The sequence below is a fragment of the Streptomyces sp. NPDC034049 genome, assembly GCF_055575575.1.
Genome location: NZ_JBVISJ010000003.1, coordinates 1 through 18,390, shown reverse-complemented (window position 1 = coordinate 18,390; position 18,390 = coordinate 1). Strand labels below are relative to the sequence as shown.

The 18,390-nt window shown below is 68.6% G+C and carries 19 protein-coding genes; 11 read left to right on the top strand and 8 right to left on the bottom strand.

Going from position 1 to position 18,390, the window contains the following annotated elements; all coding sequences use genetic code 11:
• The first annotated feature begins 130 nt into the window (after positions 1-130).
• Both ACZ52C_RS09670 and ACZ52C_RS09665 read left to right on the top strand, forming a co-directional pair.
• Positions 131-604: a Uma2 family endonuclease gene (locus tag ACZ52C_RS09670; RefSeq protein ID WP_469074209.1), complete on the top strand. Its 474-nt coding sequence runs from the start codon at positions 131-133 to the stop codon at positions 602-604.
• Between the two features lie 273 nt (positions 605-877).
• Positions 878-1,102 carry a hypothetical protein gene (locus ACZ52C_RS09665; protein WP_469074208.1) on the top strand — a complete coding sequence of 75 codons (225 nt, stop codon included), beginning with the start codon at positions 878-880 and terminating at the stop codon, positions 1,100-1,102.
• Here ACZ52C_RS09665 and ACZ52C_RS09660 read toward each other — a convergent pair.
• The gene (locus tag ACZ52C_RS09660; RefSeq protein ID WP_469074207.1) at positions 1,080-1,631 is read right to left on the bottom strand and encodes a hypothetical protein; all 552 of its coding nucleotides are present in this window, start codon (positions 1,629-1,631) and stop codon (positions 1,080-1,082) included. The genes ACZ52C_RS09665 and ACZ52C_RS09660 overlap by 23 nt on opposite strands.
• Positions 1,632-1,743: 112 nt before the next feature.
• Here ACZ52C_RS09660 and ACZ52C_RS09655 point away from each other — a divergent pair, with 112 nt between their 5' ends.
• A complete protein-coding gene (locus ACZ52C_RS09655; RefSeq protein WP_469074206.1) occupies positions 1,744-2,223 on the top strand; it encodes a hypothetical protein in 480 nt (159 codons plus the stop codon).
• Here ACZ52C_RS09655 and ACZ52C_RS09650 read toward each other — a convergent pair.
• Positions 2,210-2,833, bottom strand: coding sequence for a LysE family translocator (locus ACZ52C_RS09650; protein ID WP_469074778.1), 624 nt, complete (start codon positions 2,831-2,833; stop codon positions 2,210-2,212). The two genes, ACZ52C_RS09655 and ACZ52C_RS09650, sit on opposite strands and share 14 nt — an antisense overlap.
• A gap of 170 nt (positions 2,834-3,003) precedes the next feature.
• Between ACZ52C_RS09650 and ACZ52C_RS09645 the strand changes: the two genes are divergently transcribed.
• From ACZ52C_RS09645 to ACZ52C_RS09635, 3 genes are all read left to right on the top strand, one after another.
• The gene (locus tag ACZ52C_RS09645; RefSeq protein ID WP_469074205.1) at positions 3,004-3,513 is read left to right on the top strand and encodes a GNAT family N-acetyltransferase; all 510 of its coding nucleotides are present in this window, start codon (positions 3,004-3,006) and stop codon (positions 3,511-3,513) included.
• Positions 3,514-3,545: 32 nt separating this feature from the next.
• Positions 3,546-4,235, top strand: coding sequence for a maleylpyruvate isomerase family mycothiol-dependent enzyme (locus tag ACZ52C_RS09640; RefSeq protein WP_469074204.1), 690 nt, complete (start codon positions 3,546-3,548; stop codon positions 4,233-4,235).
• A gap of 81 nt (positions 4,236-4,316) precedes the next feature.
• Positions 4,317-4,670, top strand: a complete 354-nt coding sequence (locus ACZ52C_RS09635) for a hypothetical protein (protein ID WP_048585354.1) — start codon at positions 4,317-4,319, stop codon at positions 4,668-4,670.
• A gap of 150 nt (positions 4,671-4,820) precedes the next feature.
• On the opposite strand, the gene ACZ52C_RS09630 is transcribed toward ACZ52C_RS09635, so the two are convergent.
• Entirely contained in the window at positions 4,821-5,429 is a 609-nt protein-coding gene (locus tag ACZ52C_RS09630; RefSeq protein WP_469074203.1) for a DJ-1/PfpI family protein, read from the bottom strand.
• A 299-nt stretch (positions 5,430-5,728) separates the two neighbouring features.
• Between ACZ52C_RS09630 and ACZ52C_RS09625 the strand changes: the two genes are divergently transcribed.
• Entirely contained in the window at positions 5,729-6,031 is a 303-nt protein-coding gene (locus tag ACZ52C_RS09625; RefSeq protein WP_469074202.1) for a hypothetical protein, read from the top strand.
• Positions 6,032-6,056: 25 nt separating this feature from the next.
• Here the strand turns inward: ACZ52C_RS09625 and ACZ52C_RS09620 are convergent, their stop codons facing one another.
• From ACZ52C_RS09620 to ACZ52C_RS09605, 4 genes are all read right to left on the bottom strand, one after another.
• Positions 6,057-6,596, bottom strand: coding sequence for a hypothetical protein (locus tag ACZ52C_RS09620; protein WP_469074201.1), 540 nt, complete (start codon positions 6,594-6,596; stop codon positions 6,057-6,059).
• Positions 6,597-6,812: 216 nt separating this feature from the next.
• On the bottom strand, positions 6,813-7,304 hold the full coding sequence (locus ACZ52C_RS09615) for a hypothetical protein (protein ID WP_469074200.1): 492 nt from the start codon (positions 7,302-7,304) through the stop codon (positions 6,813-6,815).
• A 40-nt stretch (positions 7,305-7,344) separates the two neighbouring features.
• Positions 7,345-9,462, bottom strand: a complete 2,118-nt coding sequence (locus ACZ52C_RS09610) for a hypothetical protein (protein WP_469074199.1) — start codon at positions 9,460-9,462, stop codon at positions 7,345-7,347.
• Positions 9,463-9,480: 18 nt separating this feature from the next.
• Positions 9,481-10,518, bottom strand: coding sequence for a M48 family metalloprotease (locus ACZ52C_RS09605; protein ID WP_469074198.1), 1,038 nt, complete (start codon positions 10,516-10,518; stop codon positions 9,481-9,483).
• A gap of 1,074 nt (positions 10,519-11,592) precedes the next feature.
• On the opposite strand from ACZ52C_RS09605, the gene ACZ52C_RS09600 reads away from it, so the two are divergent.
• Genes ACZ52C_RS09600 through ACZ52C_RS09585 form a run of 4 tightly spaced genes read left to right on the top strand, consistent with a single transcriptional unit; the run spans position 11,593 to position 16,707 of the window.
• A complete protein-coding gene (locus ACZ52C_RS09600) occupies positions 11,593-14,373 on the top strand; it encodes an ATP-binding protein (RefSeq protein WP_469074197.1) in 2,781 nt (926 codons plus the stop codon).
• A gap of 43 nt (positions 14,374-14,416) precedes the next feature.
• Entirely contained in the window at positions 14,417-15,994 is a 1,578-nt protein-coding gene (locus ACZ52C_RS09595) for a calpain family cysteine peptidase (RefSeq protein WP_469074196.1), read from the top strand.
• A 57-nt stretch (positions 15,995-16,051) separates the two neighbouring features.
• Positions 16,052-16,372, top strand: coding sequence for a DUF6406 domain-containing protein (locus tag ACZ52C_RS09590; RefSeq protein ID WP_469074195.1), 321 nt, complete (start codon positions 16,052-16,054; stop codon positions 16,370-16,372).
• A complete protein-coding gene (locus ACZ52C_RS09585; RefSeq protein ID WP_469074194.1) occupies positions 16,369-16,707 on the top strand; it encodes a DUF6406 domain-containing protein in 339 nt (112 codons plus the stop codon). Before ACZ52C_RS09590 ends, ACZ52C_RS09585 begins: the two co-directional genes overlap by 4 nt.
• Positions 16,708-17,389: 682 nt before the next feature.
• On the opposite strand, the gene ACZ52C_RS09580 is transcribed toward ACZ52C_RS09585, so the two are convergent.
• Complete coding sequence (locus ACZ52C_RS09580) at positions 17,390-18,328, bottom strand: glycosyltransferase (RefSeq protein WP_469074777.1); 939 nt, start codon at positions 18,326-18,328, stop codon at positions 17,390-17,392.
• Positions 18,329-18,390: the final 62 nt, after the last annotated feature.

The following is an 18,390-nucleotide window of genomic DNA, read 5'->3' as shown; positions in this document are numbered from 1 at the left end:
GTGTGGCTACCTAGCGTGGTGGCGCTGCTTGTGCCCCGTGCACGCCCAGCCCACACTTGAGGAGGAGGTCACCTTGACCGCTCTTGCACATGAGAGGCCCGAGACCATGTCCGAGGCAGGGACTGAAGTCGTGAACGGACCCAGCTTGGACGAGGCCTTGTGGCAGGTGTGGAAGGCCATGGACCCACCCGAGGGCTACCGCGCTGAGATCATTGAGGGAGCCATCGAGTTGTCGCCCACCGCCCGCCGTTCGCACAGCCTGATCGCCAATCGAGTGCGACGGGCCTTGGACAAGTTCCTGGACGGCGGCGAATACGCCTGCTATCAGGACATGAATGTGATCCACAACCGCAGGGCGTGGATCCCGGACGCCTTCGTCGCTCCGGAGGACACGGAGCCGTGCCGCGACGAGGACGACATGGGCAGCATCATCGATGACTACGACGGTGAGGGCGCCGTCACGCTTTTCACCGGGCCGCGCCCGGATGCGGCCGACTGGAGCGACATCCGCCGTGTCCCCTATGGCACGGAGGTCGTCATCCCGGAAGGGCCTGCCAAGGGCTTCGTCATCGGAGAGGCGATCACGGGGGCGAAGCGGGGCTGAATTCCGGCCTGGCCGGCGACGTCCTTGGGTCCCGGTTCACGTTCCAATGCGCGATCAGGGCCGACGAACGAGCCCAACAGCGCCTAGGGTCATGCCATGTTGACTGCACGCTCATCGGCCGAAGCGCATCTGTATATGGACCTGCGTCGCTGTGAGTGAGGGTCGGGCGGCTTCGATCGTCGACACCGGCTGGAGCTGCACGGTGACGTCCTGGTCGCGGTGTACGAGGGCGCGTGCGGTCAGTGCGGGGCAACCCGCCGTTTCGAGTTCCGCATGACGGAGGAGATACCCCCGCCCCCGCCGGCGTTCGGTGGTGCGGAGCCTTCACAGATCATCGACCCTGGGGAGTTCGAGGCGGTCGCGGGGCGGCTCGCCGAATCCACCGGGATCCAACTGGAGGCGGGGAAGGCGTCGGACGCCGAACTTGCCGCCTTCGTGCCGGCGTTGTACGCGGCGCTCGAAGAATGCGTCGGCATCATGGCCGTGGGGAGGGAGTGACGGGGGAAGCCGGCCCGGCCGTGGAGCTGTAGCGGCGGTGGGTGGCCAGGTTTCCTGGGCGCCCACCGCTCAACCGCTCGCCGTGCTCGTTCCGCGTTCGTTCGTTGCGGCTGATGAAGCGTCGTAGGTCGGCGCGGGGGTCGACCTGGTCTGCTTCCTCTCGGCGGGTGTTGAGGTGTTCCGCTGTGCGGATGCCGGAGAGGAGCATGTCGCGCATCTGGGAGACCGCCTCCTCCTTCGCCCTGGCGATTCGGGCGCGGCCTTCCGCGGAGTCATCGGCCGTCGCGAGCGTCTCGGCCAGTCGGCGTTCCCAGGTCTCGACTGCCTCCCAGGCGTACATCTCCATGTGTCCGGAGCCGGAGTGCTGAAGAGCGACCAGTTGCCACCCCTGGTCCTGTCTGTCCTTTGACAGGGAGGTCGCGGCGGAGACCCAGCCGACGGCCAGTTCCGCCGCTCGCTGGGCCAGTTCGGGATCCGTCACCTCGGGAGGGGTGGAGGGCGAGGGTGTTTGCGGTTCTGGGCTGTTCATGATCTGGATATTATCGTCTAGTAGACGATAATGGTGACGGGGCCGCGACGAGCGTGAGGATCGGTCGTCGTAGGCGACTCCTGTACCGAGGGAGTTGATTTCCTTGTCAGTTGTGAGCAGCGAACCGGTATCCGGTCCCCAGGTCCACACGACACCGGAGGAGTTGGCGACTGAGCTCGCCGTGCTGACCGAAGTCGCCTGGCGGAAGGTCTGGCCAGGAGCAGGCGGAGGCTATGAGCCCGACCCCGCTTGGCTCGCCCAGTTCGACTGGCAGGTGATCGACTTCCAGTGGCGCACCAACGACTGGGGGCCGATCACGGTGCAGACCCGCACCGGGAAGCGGCATCATCTGGAGACCCCGACGTCCCATTCGCGGGACTACGACCGGGCCTACCATCGGCTGTGGACCGGCGGAGATCCTGACCGGCACCGGGGGGTGCACGACAGGGAAGCGGCTGAGGCGGCCACGGCGTGGGCTGAGTACCTGGCGGCCGCTCGGCGTGTTCTCGGCGCGCCGACATGGGAGGGGGCCAGCCAGGAAAGTTGGGCCGGCTACCTCGCCGCACTGGCAATGGCTTCTAAGACTCGGTAGCCAGACGCACCCCCAGCCCGACCAAGAGCGCCCCGGAGACCTGTTCCATCCGGCGCCGAACGGACTGCCGCTGAAGCACTCCTCCGACACGTCCGGCCAGCCAGACCAACGGTAGGTACCAGATCAAGTCGACCACGGCCCAGATCACCGAGAAGGCGAGCAGCGTTGGAAGAACAGGAGCTCCATGCGGCACGAACTGCGGCAGGAAGGACACGGCGAACACGCCGGCCTTCGGATTGGCGAAGTTGGTGACGAGGCCCTGCCAGTACGCCCGCCGAAGCGACACCGCGGCTATTTCCGCTGGTGCCTGATCCGGCTGGCTAGCTCGCCTCGCCTGCCACAAGGCACGCGCTCCCATCCACACCAGCACCGCGGCGCCGGCAATCCGGATGACGTCGTAGGCGACCTGCGAGGCCAGCAGCAGGGTGGAGAGACCGAAGGCCGCGGCGAGGCCCCATAGCAGTACCCCGCACTCGTTACCCATGACCGTGGCCATGCCGGTCCTCCGGCCGTTCACCACCGCTCGGCGCAGGATCACGACCGTGCTTGGCCCTGGGACCACGGCGATCAGGAAAGCCGCACCGACGAACGCAACGACGGAAGTCATCATCGAGGCAGCATCGCCAAGCGTGTTGATGCGCCACAAGGCTCTTGTCGCCCCAGCTGCGGACGTGTTCCGCAGCTGGGCCGACGAGGCGAAGACCACGGTCGGGTTCACGCCGGGGAGAAGGCGCGGAATCGGATGGACACGGCTCGGTACGGTGGCCGATGATCTCCGGCATGATCCGGGCCGCCACTGTGGACGACATCGCGGAGATCCGCGCGATGATCCGCGAACTCGCTGAGTACGAACGGGCTGCTGAGCAGGCCCGAGCGACCGAGGAGCAGCTCCGCGACGCGCTGTTCGGAGAACATCCCGCTGCTTTCGCACTGATCGCTGAGGACGACGAGACGGGGCGGGCCGTGGGCTATGCCCTGTGGTTCCCCCGCTTCTCGACCTGGACCGGCACGCGCGGCATGCACCTGGAGGACCTCTACGTACGGTCGCACGCCCGAGGTGGAGGACACGGCAAGGCTCTCCTCGCCTCCCTGGCCGCGATCTGTCAGCAGAACGGCTACGAGCGCTTCGAGTGGTGGGTCCTGGCCTGGAACGAACCGACGATCGAGTTCTACAAGTCGCTCGGCGTGGAGCTGCTGAACGAGTGGACGGTATGCCGGCTGAGCGGTGAACCACTCAAGGAACTCGCTGCCCAGACCCCGGCAGTCCTCAACCAGACCCCGGCCCTGTAGGGCGGAGGGTCATGCAACCTCCTGTCGCAGCTGTGATCGAAGCCCACCGGACGCTGGAAAGGCTCGTGGCCGGACTGAGCGACCAGCAGGTCGCCGAGGCATCCGCCCTTCCGGGCTGGTCACGCGGCCACGTCCTCGCGCATCTCACCGACAACGCGAGAATGTTCGCCCGTCTCGCGGAACATGCCCTGCGCGGTGAACTCGTAGCGGGCTACGACGGCGGGGTCGATGAGCGCAACGCGATCATCGAGGCGACGGCTGGGCGCAGCGCAGCCGAGCAGCGCGCGCAACTCGCCGCGCACACGGCCGGGCTGGAGGCATCCTGGGCACGCGCCACCGACGTGGACTGGAGCCGTCCGGTAACGTTCCGCAACGCGAACCTCGCCGCAACCGTCTTCGCACGCTGGCGCGAGGCATGGATCCACATGGTCGATCTGGAACTCGGCGTGCGGCCGGACGACTGGCCCGAGGACATGGCCGCACACGCCATCGACTTCCTCCTCAGCCGCCTTCCGGCAGGCACACGCGTCCGTGCCGAGGACGTGGGCCGCCAGTGGTCCGTCGGCGACGGGCCGCCGGGCACGGTGGTTTCCGGAGGCGTGCGCGACCTGGCGGCCTGGCTGGCCGGACGTACGCCCGTGGTGTCACCGGTGGCGGCGGAGGAGTTGCCTGCCCTCGGGCCCTGGCCGCCCCACCCTCCACAGCGCCTGGACCGCCTGTGACCTCGTCACCTGCATCGTGCCGTAACCGCGGGCCCGTGGCCGGCCGACAGCCGGATTTCGTTCTCGAAAGGAAGGAGTGCCATGCGTGCCGACATCGTTTGGTGGGACCTGTCCGCCTCCGGACAGACCATCGAGTCCATGCGTGAGTACCTGCGTGAGGAATCCGTCGCCGCGTTCTCCGAAGTGCCTGGGCTTCGCTTCAAGATGTGGCTCTCCGATCCGGACACCAACCGGTGGGGAGCCGTTCTGTTGTGGGAGTCGGAAGAGGCGTCCCAGCAGGCGCTGCCCAGCCGGGCGCTCGAACTCATCGGCTACCCACCGCAGGTCACGCACGGGTTCGACGTGGAGGCCACCACCGAAGGCCGATACGAAACGCAACGACTCGCCCTGCAAGGCCTGGCCTTCGCCGAAACAACGCAGAGGAAGTCAAGCTGACGGCCAACCAGAGAGGACAGCAGGTCCTGGCCCTCCGCTTGTTTCGCCGCGTCCACGGCTCACGAGTACCTCAGACAACGCCGCGCCCTCAATGCGCTCAAGAGCCGTCGTCGTGATTGCAAGCGGCCCCGAAATGCTGATTGCCAGGCGTCAGCGCAGTGCAACCACGCCCGCGTGGACGACATGCATGGCGCGCTCGACGGTTTCCTGATTCTCGCCGACCGGAGCCACGTAGTCGATGACGGCGCGCGCGGCGTCCTCCCCGAGTACCCGGGTGATCACCCAGGTGGCGAGATACTGAGACGCCAGGCAGCCGCCCGCCGTAGCGATATTCCCCTCGGCATGGAACGGCGCGTCCAGCACTGTGACGTCACAGGCTTCGACGTACGGCCGGCTCTTCATGTCTGTGCAAGTCGGCATGCCCTTGAGCAACCCGAGCCTGGCGAGCACCAGCGCTCCGGAGCACTGCGCACCGATCAGCTGTCGCGAAGGGTCGAGCGGCAGCCGGGAGATCAGCCGGTCGTCGGCGACCACATCTCGCGTATTCACTCCGCTGCCGATCAGCACGACGTCGGCTTCGGTCACGAACTCCATCGGTCGCTGCCCGGTCACCTCGACGCCGTTCATGGACTTGACCGCCAGCGTCGGTGTTGTGATGAAGGCTTCCAAGCCTTCCTTACGGCACCGGTTGATCAGCGCGGAAGCTATGAAGCTGTCGAGCTCGTTGAACCCGTCGAAGGTGACCACGGCTACCTGCATCACAACTCCTTCAAGCACGGCATCAGAAGTCCGCAGTTTCCCGGGCGCGCCGTTCCCGGTCGAGAGCCAATCAGCGGCTGGTGGCATGCCATCGACGCTCTGCGTTTCGAGTTCCGAGCCTGAGTACCGCTACGGGCGAATAGCGCACAGCCAGAACACTGCCTCTTCACCAGTACGCCACAGGGGAAGGCCTATCGCTGTGGTTGCCCCCGGTGCTCCGCTACCCCGCTCGTGTGAACTGGCTGGAGGCAAAGCTCTGGAGGATCAGCTCCAGGCCCTCGTCCCGTCACCACAGGAACGTGCTCGACCCCGCCGAAACCCTGTGGACGGACTGCATGGCGGCCGCCACCGAGATCCTGGGCGAACCCGGGTACTGCGGTTCCCCCCACAGATCGGGGTATCCGAAGGAGTGGAAGAGCCAGAGCCAGGGCCTGCGCTTCCCTGTCGACACTCGCTGGGTGGCGATATGGCCCTCGGCGGGCGAGCCCGCTCCCGCCATCGGGCTCCTCATGCAGGGCGGATTCCTGGAGCGGAGCTACGAGGGCGAAGCCGCGCAGCTCGACCTGCGCATCTGGCGCCCGGCCACACCCCGCGTCATCTGACCGCTGCGCCGCGATGTCGTACGGATCAGATCTCGGGTGGGCGGCAGATGACGTTGATCAAAGGCCTTCGCAGTTCGCCCGGTTCGGGTGCGGGGCCCAGGTTCACCTTGAGGACGGTGATGCGGTCCTCGGGATGGCGCTCCCGCCAGATCGTCATCCGGTAGGGGCTCATGTCCTCCAGCCGTAGATCGCGAGGCATGAGCCAGTGGTGCTCGTGCCAGGGCTCGGGGAAGTCAGGGTCGTCCCAGGCGCCCGAGTACTCCGGCTCACCGAGGATCGGCCGGAGGGCCGCTTCGAAAGCGCTCCAGGCGTCGGCCGCCCGGTCGAGGACGGCGTCGTTCTCGGAGGTGTGGTCGGCGCTCAGCGCCCAAGGGGTCCAGCTGACGAGCTTCACCGGCGCCCAACCACGCTCCGCGACGGGGTAGAGACACATGCCCTGGCCGGTGGAACCGGTGACGTCCAGAACCCACTCGGCGGACTGCGGCTTCCAGCCGAACTGGGTGCACCAGTCCTCCAGCGGGCGGCCCGGAGCGGGCGGTCCTGCCCAGACCGTGGGCCAGTGCACACGGTCGAGTGTCCGGAGATCTTCGGCCAGTTGGGCGGGAGTCCGATTACCTCGCGCGGTCGCCACTACCTGTCACCTTTCGCGTAAACCTTCTCGAAGATTCTCGAAGTCCGTGTCACCGGTGATCCTCTGCGCGGTGGCAGTGCAGTTCGATCCGCGTGTTCGCGAGATAAGGCCGTTCCTCGGAGCCCATGTCGAGCAACACGGTGAGTTCGATCAGCGGTGATCCCAGGCCGTCCAGGTGCCACAGCGCAAGGCGTTGCGGTTTTGGTGTGCCGCTTCGGGGATGGTGCTGTGGCACCACGGGGAAGTCGAGGGAGCCCCCGCGCCCTGCCCCTGGGCGGTTCCCAACTCTGCGGTGATGGCTTCCGCGTAGGCCCGCGCACGCTCGAAGGCTAGCTCGCGCAGACGTGGGTTCTCGTCGAGAGTCTCTCCGCGGACCGCCCATATGGTCGAGCTGATGGAGGTGATCGGCTGCCTGCCGGTTCCTTGGCGGAGGAAACGGAAGCGTCCCCCGGGTGCCGTACGCACGTACTGCAGGTGGCTTTGGTGCCAGAGGGGCTCCCAGCTGAGCCCCCCGTACCACTGCTTCAGGTCCTCCTCGTCCTCCGGCATCGCGGACCAGCGGCCGGGCCAGCCGCTGATCTTGAGCGCGAGCAACTCGTCGAGCACCTGCTGTGGGCTGCGGCCGGCGATCAGGTGGGCCATGAGATGTACCTCGTCCTTCGGCGCTTGCTTCCCATCCGGCCTACTGTCCGGGCCAGTTCGGCGGCGGCCCCTGTGTCCAGCCGCTCGGCGGCTGGGGCGGCTGGACCGGGGGCATCCACTGGGCCTGCGGAGCCGCCGGAGCGTACGGCTGCTGAGGTGCCCCGGCGTACGGCTGTGGGGGAGCCACAGCGGGCTGTACGGGCGCGTACGGCTGCTGCGGAGCGACATACGCCTGATCGGCGGTGATGGCGGGAGCGGGGATGTACTGCGGCGGTGTGTCGAAGCGGGGCAGCGGCTGCGTGCTCACCCGGTCCAGGAGGACGACGTTGGGGTTGCAGTCGCCGGCGTGCACCTGGACGGCGCCGCCGGGCTGCCGTTCCACCACCAGCAGGTTGAACTCGGCGAGCGACTGGAGCTGCGTGGGTTCGAGGGCGTACTCGTAGACGCGCTGCCGCCCGGTCGCCAGGCTCGTGCTGTCACTGTCGCCGGTCGTACGGGTGGTGGACTCGTTCGTGGAGTGGGTGACGCTCGTGGAGGTGCCGGTCGTCTCGCTGTAGCTGCCGCCGGAGTTGGTGGAGTCCGACGTCGAGAGCGGGTTGAACCAGCCCTGGTAGGTCGTGGAACTGCTGCTGCCCCAGTTCCGGCCGTAGGTCTCCGAGTGGCTGGTGGTGGTGCCGCGGCTGACGGAGGAGCCGATCGTCTTGGCGACGGAGGTGTTGACGGTCCGGCCCTCGGTGTCCGTCAGCGAGTGCAGGACGAAGGAGTGGTGGCGGCCCAGGAAGTCGGCGGCGACCGTGGCCTCCTGGTGGTTGCCGAGCCGCATGAAGGCGACCGTTCCACCGCCGATGAGCTCCTGCCCGGAATCGCGCAAATGTGAGTGCACGAGGGTGAGTTGGGCGCCCCTGCGCTCGCACAGCTGGGCCAGTTGTTCGAGGTGACGTCGCTGGAGGCCCTGCTCGCCGAGCATCACGACGACACACGGGGCCTCCTCCTGGAACGAGGAGAGCCGCCGCATCACGCTCTGCAGGGCGAGGTCGGCCAGCAGTTCCGCGCTCGCCGAACCCGCGCCGAAGTCCAGCGCGACGCACGTCAGATAGCCGGGCCCACGCCCCTCACGGGCCGTTCCCAGCTGCTCCAGCGGGTGCACGAAGGACGCCAGCCGGATGAGGCTGTCCCGCATCTGGTCCTTGTTCTTGTCGCTGAACAGATCGTCCGCGATGCGGTTGCGCTCCTCCCTGCTCAGCGCCTTGGCGTCGTCGGTCTCACCCACCAGGACGCGCAGCCCGGCACCGAGCCGTGCCAGGGACACGTCCTCGCCCAGCGCGCCGCACAGTTGGGTGAGGATCCGGGTGTAGACGGCACGATCGGCCCGGGCCGATTCGGGGCTGTCTCCGTGGATGGCCTCGACCAGGGCCTGCACCAGTTCGTGCGGCGCGAGCCCGCTCACGATGCCGCTCTCCGCCATACGGCTGGGCAGCAGCTGCACGTCCACGGGCACGCCGCCCGCCTCGGCGAGCACGGACAGCTCACGGCACACCAGGGCCTGGGTCAGGTCCAGCACGATCAGCGGCCGCTGGCGCAGCGTCGAAGCGCCGAAGACCGTGAGGAAGCCCTCGCGACCGCGCTGGCTGCCGCCGAAGACGTCCAGTCGTCGGGTGCCCGCTCCGAAGGGCAGCGCGCCCCAGGCGTCCAGGCCGGCGATCCACTGCGTCTGCTGGGCCTCGTGGAGTGTCCAGCGTTGGTGCCACGACTGCCAGTCGTGTTGGAAACGTTCCTCCAGCGCCTTCGTCTGGGCGGTGCGGGCACGGGTGGCGGCGGTGTACCGCAACGAGGCGTAGAGGGCGCGCACCACCAGGATGCCGACGATGACACCGCCGATGGTGAGCATCACCGTGAAGACCAGGCTCAGCAGGTAGAACACCACGGCGACGACGATGCCGATCCTCAGCGCGGAGCTGATGCGGTCCTTGCGGTCCAGCCTGGCGGCCTGCACACGGTTCTCGTAGCTGCCGTCCAGCTCCGTGCGCTGCGGCTCGGCTTCGACGAACGGCTGACGGAGCGACTCGGGGTCGCGGTAGGTCCAACCGACGCGCTGGCCGGCGTCGAACAGTCTTTGATACGGGCCGAGCTGCCCGGCCTCGGTGTTCTCGATCGTCATGGGAGGGCTCCAGGCCGGTCAGGCGACGAAGGTCTCGATCGCGCGTATGCGCTTGTGCAGCGGCGGATGTGTGGACATGAGGCGCGCCATCGTTCGCTGCTTGCGGCGGTCGTCGTCGGCTCCCGCCGCGTGCCACCCGGTGAACACGGAGACCAGGAGCGGACCGTAGCCGATCAGGCCCGCGAACCGGTCGGCCCGCAGCTCACCCTGGCGCCCGGACCAGGCGAGCAGGAACGGTACGGCGTAGAGGGCCAACGCGGCCGGGAAGGTGAAGAGCAGGGCGATGGCCAGTACGCCGAGGAACAGCACGAAGAGCCCCGCGAGGATCTCGGAGATCGCGGCGAGGACACGGATCACGAGCCGCAGAGCGCTCATGACGAGTCGGGCGGGCACGGCGTACCAGTGGCCGAGCAGCCCGGCCCACGCGTGGCCGCCGACATGATGGCCCAGCTCGTGGGCGAGCACGGCGGCCAGTTGCTGGGGCGGGAGGCTGCGCATGGCGCCGCGCGTGACCCCGACGATGTGGCCCGCGGCGGCGGAGGCGTTCAGCTCGTCGGTGTCCTCCATCCACAGGTCGTACTTGGACCCGTCGACGCCGGCCCGTTGGGTGACCTCGTACCAGATCGGCTGGAGCACGGCGAGTTCGCTGCCCAGGGGTTCACGCATCTTGAAGTACAGCTTCGCCAGGCCGCGTTCGGTCGGCCGGTTGAACACCAGGGCACCCGATGCGAGCCACGCGACGACGAACGCCACGTCCACACCGCTCGGCATGGACAGCGAAATCAGGAACATCACCAGCAGGCTGCCCAGGAAGAGGGGGATGTTGAGCAGCAGGGTGGTCACGGAGGAGGAGTCGGCTCCGCGGCGAACCTCGGGGGTGCCCCCTGGAGCGTAGGCGCCGGAGAACTCGGCACCGGGGGTGGCCGATACGGGGGCGGGCACAGGTGGTGGGGGCGGTGGCGGTGCGTAGTGCACGGGCTGGGGCGCCTGCGGAAGCGGTGCCTGCGGAGCCGCGTACAGCGGGTGGTGGGGTGCCTGGGGTGCCTGGGGTGACATCTGCGGGGTGCTGTACGGCTGTTGAGGCGCCTGTGGGGGCGCCGGATAGTGCTGATGGGGTTGTTGCGGCGGGTGCGGGTGCGGGTGCGGGTGCGGGTGCGGGTGCGGGTGCGCGTGCGCGTGCGCGTGCGGGGGCGATTGCGGATACGGATGCTGATACGGCGGCGGCGCGAACTGCTGCGGTGGAACCGCCTGTTGGGGCGGAACTGTCTGATAGGGCGGCTGTGCCGGAGGCGGGTGGGCCGGGCCCGGGGCGTACGCCTGCGGGGGCTGGGCGGGGGCGCCGTACGGCGGCATGGCAGGCGGTGTACCCGGACCCTGGTACGCGGGCGGCATGGCAGGCGGTGCATCCGGAGCCTGGTACGCGGGCGGCGCCTGGTACGCGGGCGGCGCCTGGTGCGGCTGGCCGGGGGGAGGGTAGCCGTGGGGGAAGTCGCCCTGGGGAGGGTGGCCGGGGCCGACCGGCCGGCCCGGTTGGTGCGGATCGACAGGATGCGTCACGTAAGGGGTCCGCCCTGGGGAGGATGTGTGCCGAAGTGGCAGCCACATATGGACAGTTGAGGAATGACCGTCCCGAGGGCGGCAGCACGTACGCCTCTGGTGATGTGAACTCGCCCCCGTGACCGCCGAAGCGGCAGCCAGTCATTGATTCGCAGCCGAAACATGCTGCACGAATTCGCCCCCCGAGTCCAGTTGGAACCGCCGGAACGAAGTCACAGTTGCAAGGCTTGGCCTGGGACACGACCGGCTCTAGGGTGTAGGCGCAAGATCGACAACGGGGGAGACGTTGCGAACCGCACTGCTTGCGCACGATTCTGGTCAAGTCAGCGATGACGCCCGTTTCTTCACGTCGGCGGACATCTCCGGCAACTGGGATGGCCCGCCCGTTTGCCGGAGTGAAGTCAGCGAACGGGCCGCTTCCTGCGCCGCCTTGGAGCGGCACGGCAAAGGGCCTGACCGTCCACATCCTGTGAGCCCGGCCCGGTATCGCGGACGCGCGGGCCAGTCGTATCCGGTCGAGACACAACGGCCGCGGCTGCGCGCCGATCAGCGAGCGAGAGCGGTCCGTACCCCATGAACACCACGCCGTACGGCGGCACTTGGCAGCGCTTTCTCGACATGGACGCCTGCCTGCTGCGAGAGGTCCCTCGCCAACGCCTCACGGACGACCGGCCCCACGGGCCCGGCGACGACCTGCACGCCCAGCGGCTCGCCGCCCTGGTCTCCGCGCATCACGCACGGCGCTCCGACGACCCGACGGGCGGAGCGGTGTTCGTGGGGTGGGCGCGCCGCGCGGCGGACCGGCCCATCGACGTGATGGTCGGAGGGAGCGCTCTGCTCGGCGGTCGTACCGACGCCGACGGCGGCAGCGCTCTGCTGCGACTGCCCGCCGGCGCACGCGGACTGGCCCAGCCGACGGGCACCGCGGCATCCCTGTTCGCCGGCTTCCCGCACTGGAGCGCCGTCGCGGGTGTGACCGACGGGCTGCTCGTCGACGCGGAGCCGAACGCCACCGGGAGCGGCGCCGCACGGCAGCGGCCCAGCCTGGAGGACTGCCTCCTGGCGGTGTGGCAGGAGCCCTTCGCCTGGATGGTGTTCGCCGAACCGGTGCCCGCCGACGAACTCGACGACCTCACCGGCGACATCGCCGACGAACAGCGCCGCGCGATGTCCAAGGCGGACGGCTCGCCCGAGTACGCCATCGCCGCCGCCCGGTTGGAGCGACGGCACAAGGACCTGGCCAAGGCGTCGGCCACCGGGCTGTGGCGGATACGCCTGCTGGCGGGCGGCCGTACGCCGGAGGAGGCGGCCCGTGTCGCCGCGCTCGTCTGCGCCTCGGCGGACCTGGAAGGGCTGCCCTACGCCCTCCGGCCGACCGGGCGGGTCGGGGACCTGCCCACGGCGCTCGGCGGCGCTCTCCCCGCCCCCGAGGAGTGCCCCTTCCACGCCGGATCCGACCTGCTGGCAGCTCTGGCCCGGCCCCCCGCCCAGGAGATACCGGGCGTCCGGTTCGCGCTGCGCCCGGAGTTCGACGTCACCCCCGAGACCACCGGCCGTCCGGCCACGGCCGACACCCCGCCTCCGGTCCGGCTCGGGTCGGTGCTCGACCGCAACCGCAGCCCCGTGGGCGACCTGGAACTGACCCGCTCCACCCTCAACCGGCACACCTTCGTGTGCGGGGCGACCGGCGGCGGCAAGTCCCAGACCGTGCGCGGCCTGCTGGAGGCGGCGACCCATGCGGGCATCCCGTGGCTGGTGGTGGAGCCGGCCAAGGCCGAGTACCGGTTCATGTCGGCACGGCTCGGCGACACCAGCGAGGTCGTCGTCATCAAACCCGGCGACCCCGACGCGCTCCCGGCCGGCCTGAACCCCCTGGAGCCCTCGGCGTACGCGAACGGCGAGCGCTTCCCCCTCCAGACGCACCTCGACATGGTGCGCGCTCTGTTCCTGGCCTCCTTCGACCCGCAGGAACCGTTCCCACAGGTACTGAGCGCCGCGCTGACCCGCTGCTACGAGGACCTGGGCTGGGACCTCACCCTCGGCGAACCGCTCGTCCCCGGCACCGAGCCCCGCTACCCCACCCTCGAGGACCTGGAGCACACAGCCCTCGCGGTCGTGACCGACATCGGCTACGGCAAGGAGGTCGCCGACAACGTCCGGGGCTTCATCAAGATCCGCCTGGCCAGTCTGCGGCTCGGCACGACGGGCCGCTTCCTGGAGGGAGGCCGTCCGCTCGACTTCGGTGAACTTCTGCGCCGCAACGTCGTCTTCGAGATCGAGGACGTCGGCGACGACAAGGACAAGGCGTTCCTGATGGGCACGATCCTCATCCGGCTCGTCGAGTTCCTGCGCATGGAACAGCGCGTGACCCGTCGACTGTCCTTCCCCTTGCGGCACTTGAGCGTCTTCGAGGAGGCGCACCGGCTGCTGCGCCGCTCGGAGGAGGGCGGCGCGAGCGCCCACGCGGTGGAGATGTTCGCCGGTCTGCTGGCCGAGATCCGGGCGTACGGCGAGGGCCTGGTCATCGCCGACCAGATTCCCTCCAAGCTCCTCCCGGACGTCATCAAGAACACCGCCGCCAAGGTGGTCCACCGTCTCCCCGCCCAGGACGACCGCGAGGCGGTCGGCGCGACCATGAACATCACGGCGGCCCAGTCCGAGTACCTGGTCACCCTGCGGCCGGGCGAAGCGGCCGTCTTCACGGACGGCATGGACTATCCCCTGCTGGTCCGCATGCGGGACGGGACGGACCGCGAGGACGCGGGGGCGATCCGGCCGGCGTCGGCGGCCACGCTCACCGGGGAGCGCAGCCGCGCGTGCGGCCCCTGCTGCACGCCCGAGCCATGCACCCTCCGCGACCTGCGCAGGGCGCAGCGGTTGATGGACCAGCCCGAACTCCGGATCGCGTTGTGGGCGGAGATGGCTGTGGCGGCGCATCTGTTGGGGTGGACTACGCCGTTGCCGGGGGAGGCGATGCGAGAGGCCTTCGCCCCGTACCTGGCCACCGACCATGACCGCCGTCTGCTGAGCTGCGCGATCGGTCAGGCGGTCGACCGCGCGGTCCACAGCCGCGTCGGCGCGCCCACGGCGCCGGAGGAACTGGCCGAGCATGTGGCCGCGATGATGCGTGGCCAACTCGACGGGCAGGATCCTTGCCCGCGGGCGGAGCCTCGTTTCAAGGCGGCGAAGGGTACGAACACCCGGCTCTACTACCACGGGCGTCTCGCGACGCCGTCCGTGCTGGAACGGATCGTCGGGTGTGCGGATCCGTCGGAGGGGTGGTCTGAGCAGTTCGCCCGGGTTCTCGCCTGCTTCGAGCGGGTGCCGAGGCGGACGCGGGGAGAGCGGCTATGAACAGGGGGCACAGAGTGATCGCGGACATGGAGGAGTCCAGCACGTGAGCGAGCTTCAGGGGGCCGAGCATCCGCCCGCGCCGGAGATCGCCGCCCCCCAGTCATGGGAGATGGCGAACAAGGACGCACCGACGGAGCCGGACGACGCGGGGTCATTCAACGACTCGGGCGACGACACGGCTGGCGACCAGCGACTGGAGCCGATTGAGCCTGCTGAGTTCGCCGAGCCCGCTGAGCCGATTGAGCCTGCTGAGTTCGCCGAGCCCGCTGAGCCGGCCGAGGCCGATGAATGGGGCGAGCCCGCTGAGCCTGCCGAGCCTGCCGAGCCCGCCGAGTGGGGGCAGTCGGAGGATCCCGCAGAGCTGGCGGAGGCGCCCTTGGAGTCGGCGGAGTCGTCTGGCCCGGCGCAGGGTTCTTGGGGGTCTGTGGACTCTGGCGAGCAGGACGGCGAAGGCGACGAGGAAGGCCTTGAGTCGGAGGAGCCGGTCGAGCCGGAGGAATCTGCGCAGCCCGTGGAGTCCGAGGAGCCGGATATCGAAGAGGGCTATGCCAGTCCGCAACTGGAGGAAACGTACCCGGACTCGGCCGGTTCCCCGGACTCCCCGCAGTCTGCGGAGGTAGCCGAGCCCTCGTCGCCCACCGACGTCGCACAGCCTGTCGAGTCCGTGGAATCCGCCGAATCGGGCGAGCCCAGCGACGCCGGCGACAAGATCCAGAAGACGGTCGATCGTCCGTCCATCGAGAACATGTACTTCGATGACGGGGAGGAGATCGAAGGGCTGACCTACGGTGACCCGATCAACGAGGCCCCGGAGGGCAAGGTGCCGCTCTTCGACGGCCCGCCCACGCGTGAGCAGACCGCGCAGGGCAGTCTGAACGACTGCGGTGTCATCGCGTCGCTCGGGGCGGTCGCGGGGCACCGCCCCGAGGCCATCGAGAACGCTGTCCAGGAGAACCCCGACGGCACCTACACGGTGACCCTCTACGCCACGCAACGCGGAGCGGACGGCACCTGCCGGGCCACCGACCAACGGATCGAACTCGTCGTCGAGCCGGACCTCCCCGTGGTCGAGGACGATCCCAGTACGCCGGTCTTCGCGCAGATGGAAGGCGCGGCGTGGCCTGCGGTGCTGGAGAAGGCGATGGCCGCAGTCGACCAGACCTGGGACGACAAGCGCACGAACGACTGGGACGCGGAGTGGAAGGCGGACACGGACGTCCCCGACGGTCCCACGCCGGTCGGCTACGAGCGGCTCAACCAAGGGTCCACCGTGTGGGATCAGACCGAAATACTCACCCAGCTCACGGGCAGGGACAGCGTCATCCGTGGGTTCCCGCAGGGCGAGGGCGCCGGCCCCGCTCTGGAGGGTTACATGCAGCAGCAACTCGCGGACGGCAAACCGATTTTGGCCTCAACGCGCCTGCTCAACGAGGCAGCAGACGAAGAAGAACTGCCCTACGAGCTGGTTCCGAACCACGTGTACGAGGTGGTCGGGGCGCAGGACGGCATGGTCCGCTTGCGGAATCCTTGGGGTGTCAACGATCCGGAGGAGATGTCGACCGAGGAGTTCATCAGGAACTTCAGCGACCATGGGCGGGGTCTCTTCGGCACGCTCGTCTAGGACATTCGAACAACCGAGGAAACACTTTCCCTCGGGGTATTTAGAGAGGAGATACGTATGACGCGGGACAAGTTGGTGATCCGCTCCGGACAGCTCGCCAGGACCGCAGGAGGAAAGGTCGGCGGTGTGAGCAGCACGTCGGCCACCGGGTCGCGACCGGCCCGCGTGAAGCTGGCCGTTGTCGACGCGGACGGCACGGAGCACAAGGAGCGGCTAGAGCTGAACGACACCTTCCCTGTGGGCTCGGAGATCTGGCGTTTGGTGGACATCGCGCACTTCGCCGGCGGCAGGTGGACGGCCGTTGCTGTTCCTGCGGACGCACCCGTTGCGGACACCCCGCCCGAGGATTTCTCCTCTCCGGAGGCCCCCGACGAATGACGTGGACGGAAATACCGCACGGCGGGCTTGTGATCCGCTCCGGGCAGGTCACGACCACGGTTGGAGGCGGCCGGATCGGCGGGCTGAGTAGTGCCCGCCCCACGGGTGCGGAGCCGGCCGAAGTGCGCCTCGCCGTCGTCGAAGTGGACGGCACGGAGCGCTACGAGCAACTCCGTGTCGACGACACCTTCGCGGTGGACGGCGCGACCTGGCGCCTTACGGATACCCGGTACTTCAACCCTGGTCAGCGGGAGGTTGTAGCCGTTCCGACGGACACGGCATCCACCGCGAACGATTCGGAGCCTCCCTACAGTACTGATGCCTCGGACGCGTGATCTCGCGATACCGACGTGGGCCTGGTGGGCGATAGGGGGCGTCGTCAGGGTCGTAGGGCTCTGGCTGGGGGGCGGGCTTCGCGTTGAACAGGTGAGCTGCCCTCAATCTTGACGGCGACCTGGTGGGGGAGGGGGACGGCTGCGTGAACACGCGGATCCCCAGGGGTGCCCCAGGAGGTCTTGGCGTCGTCGGAGACTCGGACGATGTACTCGCCGTCGTCGAGTTCCAGGATCATGAAGAACCTCATGACGTCCTTGTGCGCTTGTTCTGGTGGAGAGAAGCCGCGTCGCGTGAGGACCTCCCCGGAGGCGCGTACGACTTCGAGCACCTCCGACAAGCCACCTGCCTGGTGCTGGAAGACGCGCGGTGACTCCAGTCTGCGAAGTCCGTCTGACTGGTGGTACGTCAGCCAGTTCAGGTGGATACGGGCCGACTTGCGGCCCCGGTCCCTCGTGGTGACGAGTACACCCAGCTGAGTTCGCGCCACGTACGCCCCGTCTGCGGATGTCCGCTCGGCTTACTGGCTCCAGACCTCTGGGAGATAGGGCCTCCAGGGATGGAAGTCCCCTAGACGATGACGGCCGTTGGCTTGACTCATGGCAAAGTCGCCGCGTGATCTGGACGACACGGACAGGTTCGTGGCGCCGCCCCAGACCTCGTGAGCCGTTCCCACCGCAAGGGTCAACTACATGACGATGAAAGGGCCGCCGCTGGAATCGGGCAGCCAGAAGGCAAGCCGGTACGGGTCACGCTCCTGCAGCCGGAACAACGGATCGGTGAAGATCGTGCCGCGCAGCCGGTCGGGGAAATCCTCGGAATCCCAGGAGCCTCAAGCTCCTCATGGCGGACACCACGGACGGTGAGGTGGACCCGGAGACCGGCCTCGTTCAGCCGCCTCACCGCCGCGGCGGCATCGTCCACGCCCTTGAGAGGGTCACCGACGCGTCCCATGACCAGGAGGTTCAGCGTCTCCGGCGCGGGATCGTGCCGCACCGGATCGTAGATCTTGGCGCCCGGAACGAATTCGTGGGAGTGCGGAACGTTCACGCCCTCCGCGGAAAGATCCCTGCTCGCCTGTGCCAGGAGCGGGCCGACACCGGCCACGACGTCCGAACGCTCCATCAGACCGCGTTCGATCGCGGAGTCCTTGGCAGCCTTGGCTTCGGCCTCCTCGGCAGTGAGGCCCCGTACGTACGGAAGCCGCTCGGGGCTCGTGTGCAGGAAATGCACCAGGCGCGCGTCCTGGTACCAGTTCTCGCGCAGCCCGGCGGCGGCCGGCCCGGAGAAACGCGAGTGGCCGATGATGATGTCGTACGGCTGGGCCGCGGGGTCTTCCAGTCCGTACTGCTGTGGGTCGCGGCCCGCGAGTTCTTCGAGCCAGTCCCGCCGTTTCATCGGCTGCGGTTCGCCTTCGGCGCCCGGCCCCGGGTCGATCATCGGTGGCTGGGTGTGCACCGTCCGCTGTATGCCCTGGTGCGCGGGCATGTCGGGATTGGCCGTGAACAGCGTGACGTTGTGCCGACGGGCGAGAGCCTCGGCCAACTCCTGGTTGAAGACCTCGGCGCCGCCCTGGCCTCTGCCGCTGTTGGGCCTTGACCCGGAATCTTGGACACGGGCTATGCGGCTTGGGCCAGGGTAGTTGATGTTGTGTCGAGTGCTGTCTCGTAGGCGATGGGACTGCG